General features: G+C 73.0%; 5 protein-coding genes. 1 reads left to right on the top strand and 4 read right to left on the bottom strand.

The features are described from left to right. Window positions 1–700: alcohol dehydrogenase catalytic domain-containing protein (locus tag ACFWN1_RS32330; RefSeq protein ID WP_384370016.1), on the bottom strand; the 700-nt coding region annotated here is incomplete at its 3' end. A 167-nt stretch (window positions 701–867) separates the two neighbouring features. After that, window positions 868–1,167 carry a hypothetical protein gene (locus ACFWN1_RS32325; RefSeq protein WP_384370013.1) on the bottom strand — a complete coding sequence of 100 codons (300 nt, stop codon included), beginning with the start codon at window positions 1,165–1,167 and terminating at the stop codon, window positions 868–870. Window positions 1,168–1,338: 171 nt separating this feature from the next. On the opposite strand from ACFWN1_RS32325, the gene ACFWN1_RS32320 reads away from it, so the two are divergent. After that, on the top strand, window positions 1,339–1,704 hold the full coding sequence (locus tag ACFWN1_RS32320) for a nuclear transport factor 2 family protein (protein WP_384370010.1): 366 nt from the start codon (window positions 1,339–1,341) through the stop codon (window positions 1,702–1,704). Window positions 1,705–1,759: 55 nt separating this feature from the next. Here the strand turns inward: ACFWN1_RS32320 and ACFWN1_RS32315 are convergent, their stop codons facing one another. Continuing rightward, the gene (locus ACFWN1_RS32315; protein ID WP_384370007.1) at window positions 1,760–2,788 is read right to left on the bottom strand and encodes an alcohol dehydrogenase; all 1,029 of its coding nucleotides are present in this window, start codon (window positions 2,786–2,788) and stop codon (window positions 1,760–1,762) included. A 96-nt stretch (window positions 2,789–2,884) separates the two neighbouring features. Continuing rightward, window positions 2,885–3,379: a metallophosphoesterase family protein gene (locus ACFWN1_RS32310; RefSeq protein ID WP_384370004.1), complete on the bottom strand. Its 495-nt coding sequence runs from the start codon at window positions 3,377–3,379 to the stop codon at window positions 2,885–2,887. Window positions 3,380–3,494 lie beyond the last annotated feature (115 nt).

Genomic DNA, 3,494 nt, shown 5'->3' with positions numbered 1-3,494 from the left:
CCTTGGAGTTGACCGCGTGGGTGGCGCCGAGCGTGCGGGCGGTCGCCAGCTTGCGGTCGTCGATGTCGACGGCGATGATCTTCGCGGCGCCGGCCAGCGCGGCGCCGGCGACGGCCGCGTCCCCGACGCCGCCGCAGCCGATGACGGCGACGGAGTCGCCCCGGCCGACGGCGCCGGTGTTGATGGCCGCGCCGATGCCCGCCATCACACCGCAGCCGAGCAGTCCGGCGACGGCCGGGGAGACCTCGGGGTCGACCTTGGTGCACTGGCCGGCCGCGACGAGCGTCTTCTCGGCGAAGGCGCCGATACCGAGCGCGGGGGTGAGTTCCTGGCCGGTGGAGGCGAGGGTCATCTTCTGCTTCGCGTTGTGGGTGTTGAAGCAGTACCAGGGACGACCGCGCAGACAGGCCCGGCAATTACCGCACACCGCGCGCCAGTTGAGGATCACGAAGTCACCGGGTGCCACATCGGTGACGCCCTCCCCCACCGACTCCACCACGCCGGCCGCCTCATGGCCGAGCAGGAAGGGGTAGTCGTCCGAGATGCCGCCCTGCTTGTAGTGCAGGTCGGTGTGGCAGACACCGCACGCCTGGATGTCCACGACAGCCTCGCCGGGACCCGGATCGGGGATCACGACGGTCTCGATCCGTACCGGCTCGTCCTTCCCCGGTGCGACAACGCCGCGTACTTCCTGCGCCATGGCCTGGCCCCTTCTCGTCGGTGTCCCTGCGTTTGCGACCCTACGCCACGCAGGGCCGCCGGGAGGGCTCGGCAAGGGCGTGGACCAGCGGGTTCCCCTGTCATGGCGAAGGGCCGCCCGGTCGCGGACGGCCCTCGCGGACACGGCTGTTCGGGGCCGGCGACGGCCTAGAGGCCGGGGAGGAGCCCGGTGACGGGGGCGGCGAGGTCGGTGATCTGGTGCAGTTCGTTCAGCCGGTTCAGCTCGCTCACCTGGTTCAGGCCGCGTACCTGCTCGCCGACGCGCGGGACCTGACTCCGGGCCTGGGGCGGGAGTTCGCTGAGGGCGACGTCGTCCAGCATGGTCATCGGGTTGATCTGCCCGTGGGCAGGAGCGCTCGCGTCGGCCGCGTCGGCCAGGGGTGCGACAAAGCCCGTGACCCCGACGGCCAGACCGACGGCGGCGACGATGCGTCGTGTTGAGATCATGCCTTGAGCAACGCCCGTACCCCCGCGCCGGACACGGCCGGTGGCCGTCGCTCACCCGACAGGCGGACGGCGTCTCATGCGTTTGCCGTGTCCGCCGGGGCGGAGGAGTCTCGGACGTGGGCCCCCGCGGTCCGCCGCCCGACGGGCCGCGGGCGTTGGAAGGAGGTCACCATGGGCAGCGGACAAGACTCCGCCTTCACCACCGGGGCACTGCGCGAGGCGATCGAGGCGCACTCCGGGGAGGGGATGCTCGCACTGTACGAGGACGACGCCCGGGTCCGTGTCATCGACCACGCCGACCAGCCGAGCCATCCCAGGGTGTTGCGCGGCCGGGGCGAGATCGAGGAGATGCTCGCCGACAGCTACGGCCGCGAGATGATCCACCGGCTCGACCAGTGCGTCATCGACGGCGACCACGCGGCGTTCACCGAGTCGTGCCAGTACCCCGACGGCAACCAGGTCTACGCCGAGTCGATGGTCACGCTGCGCGACGGCCGGATCTCCGAGCAGATCCTGATCCAGGCGTGGGACGAGTAGCCGCGAGAGCCCCGCGGGTCCAGGTCGGCTCCCCGCCGGCCTGGACCTTCCCGGCTCAGCCGGTGGTGAGGACCATCCGGAAGCGGGCCTTGCCGGCGAGCATCTTCTGGAAGGCGGCGTCCGCGTCGGCCAGCGGCACGCTCTCGCTCATCGGGCGGATGCCGTGCAGCACGCTGAACTCCATGGTGTCCCGCACGTCCTGGGAGGTGCCCGACGGGTGGCCCCTGACCTCGCGGCCTGCCATCAGCAGCTGGACCGGGTTGATGCCGAGCGGCTCCGTGGTGGCGCCGATGACGACGAGCCGGCCGCGCGGGGCGAGGCCATCCACGGTGGCCGACATGGCGTCGGAGTTCCCGGCGGTGGCCAGCACCACCTTGGCACCGCCGAGCGACTGGAGCGCCTCGGCCACCGGGGTGTCCGAGGTGCTGTCGATGTAGTGGTGGGCGCCCAGCTCCCGGGCGAAGTCGGCTTTCTCCGCGCCACGCGCGACGGCGACGGTCTCGAAGCCCATCGCGGCCGCGTACCGCACCGCGAGGTGGCCGAGTCCGCCGATGCCGAGTACGGCGACCAGGTCCTGGCCGGGCCGGGCGTCGGTGTGCCGCAGGGCGTTGAAGGTGGTGACACCCGCGCAGGCCATCGGCCCGGCGTCGGCGGCGGCGAGACCCTCGGGGATGCGGGCGAGCGCGTCGACGGGGACGATCACCTGCTCGGCGAAGCCGCCGTCGTAGGCCCAGCCGGGCACCTGGAGGCGGACGCAGGTGATGAAGTCGCCCTCGCGGCAGGGCTTGCACCAGCCGCAGCTGCCGCCGAACCAGCCGACCGCGACCCGGTCGCCGACCTGCCAGTCCCGCTCGGCGGTGCCTTCGCCGAGTTCCGCGATCCGGCCCGCGATCTCGTGGCCGGGGACCTCGGGGAAGCTGATGCCGGGCAGCCCGCCCTCGACGAAAAGGGCGTCGCTGTGGCAGATCCCGCACGCCTCGACGGCGATCCGCACATGGCCGGGGCCCGGCTGGCGCACCTCCCGCTCCACCAGCTCGAAGCCGCCGCCGGGACTCGTCACCTGCGCCACTCGATAGGTACTCATACGCCACTCCGGAGAACGTCACGGAAGCCCGCGAGGGCCCTCGCTCCAGCAGACCAGCCCCGCCCCGATCCCGCGCGCCGAAGCAGGGGCCGGGCCTCACGGCAGCGTGTGCAGGGTGACGTCGGTCAGGGTGCCGTCCGCCACGGTGGCCGTCAGGTAGGTGGCGTGCGGCTGGCGCCGGCGGTCGGTCGGGGAGCCGGGGTTGAGCAGCCGGAGGCCGCCGGGGGCGGTGGTGTCCCAGGGGATGTGGCTGTGCCCGAAGACCAGCACGTCCAGGCCGGGGAAGCGGGCGGCGCAGCGGGCCTCGCGGCCACGGGCGGGACCGGTCTCGTGGACCACGCCGAAGCGCAGGCCGCCCAGCTCGGCGTACGCCACCTCGGGGAGCCGGGCGCGCAGGCCGGGGCCGTCGTTGTTGCCGTACACGCCGATCAGCCGGCGGCTCTCGGACTCCAGCAGGTCGAGGGTCGCGGTGTCGACCCAGTCGCCGGCGTGGAACACCACGTCCGCGTGCGGCAGTTCGGCGAGCAGGCGGTCCGGGAGCCGCTTGGCGCGCTTGGGCAGGTGGGTGTCGGACATGAGGAGAAGGCGCACGCCGCCCAGCGTAGGGACGACGGGCCGATCCGGCGCAACCCCGGCCCGGACGACAGCCGCCGTCAGCTGGTCACGCTCGGCGAGGGCGGTACGTCGGCGGGGATCCACTCACGCG

The sequence above is a fragment of the Streptomyces sp. NPDC058459 genome (assembly GCF_042721685.1).
In the GTDB taxonomy this organism is placed as follows: Bacteria; Actinomycetota; Actinomycetes; order Streptomycetales; family Streptomycetaceae; genus Streptomyces.
The sequence above is the reverse complement of the archived record's forward strand: the minus strand, read 5'-3'. Positions and strand labels throughout refer to the sequence as shown.

Bases quoted from the DNA above. Each gene is read 5' to 3' on its own strand.
- ACFWN1_RS32320 (WP_384370010.1), top strand. From the start codon at position 1,339: ATGGGCAGCGGACAAGACTCCGCCTTCACCACCGGGGCACTGCGCGAG.
- ACFWN1_RS32315 (WP_384370007.1), bottom strand. From the start codon at position 2,788: ATGAGTACCTATCGAGTGGCGCAGGTGACGAGTCCCGGCGGCGGCTTC.
- ACFWN1_RS32325 (WP_384370013.1), bottom strand. From the start codon at position 1,167: ATGATCTCAACACGACGCATCGTCGCCGCCGTCGGTCTGGCCGTCGGG.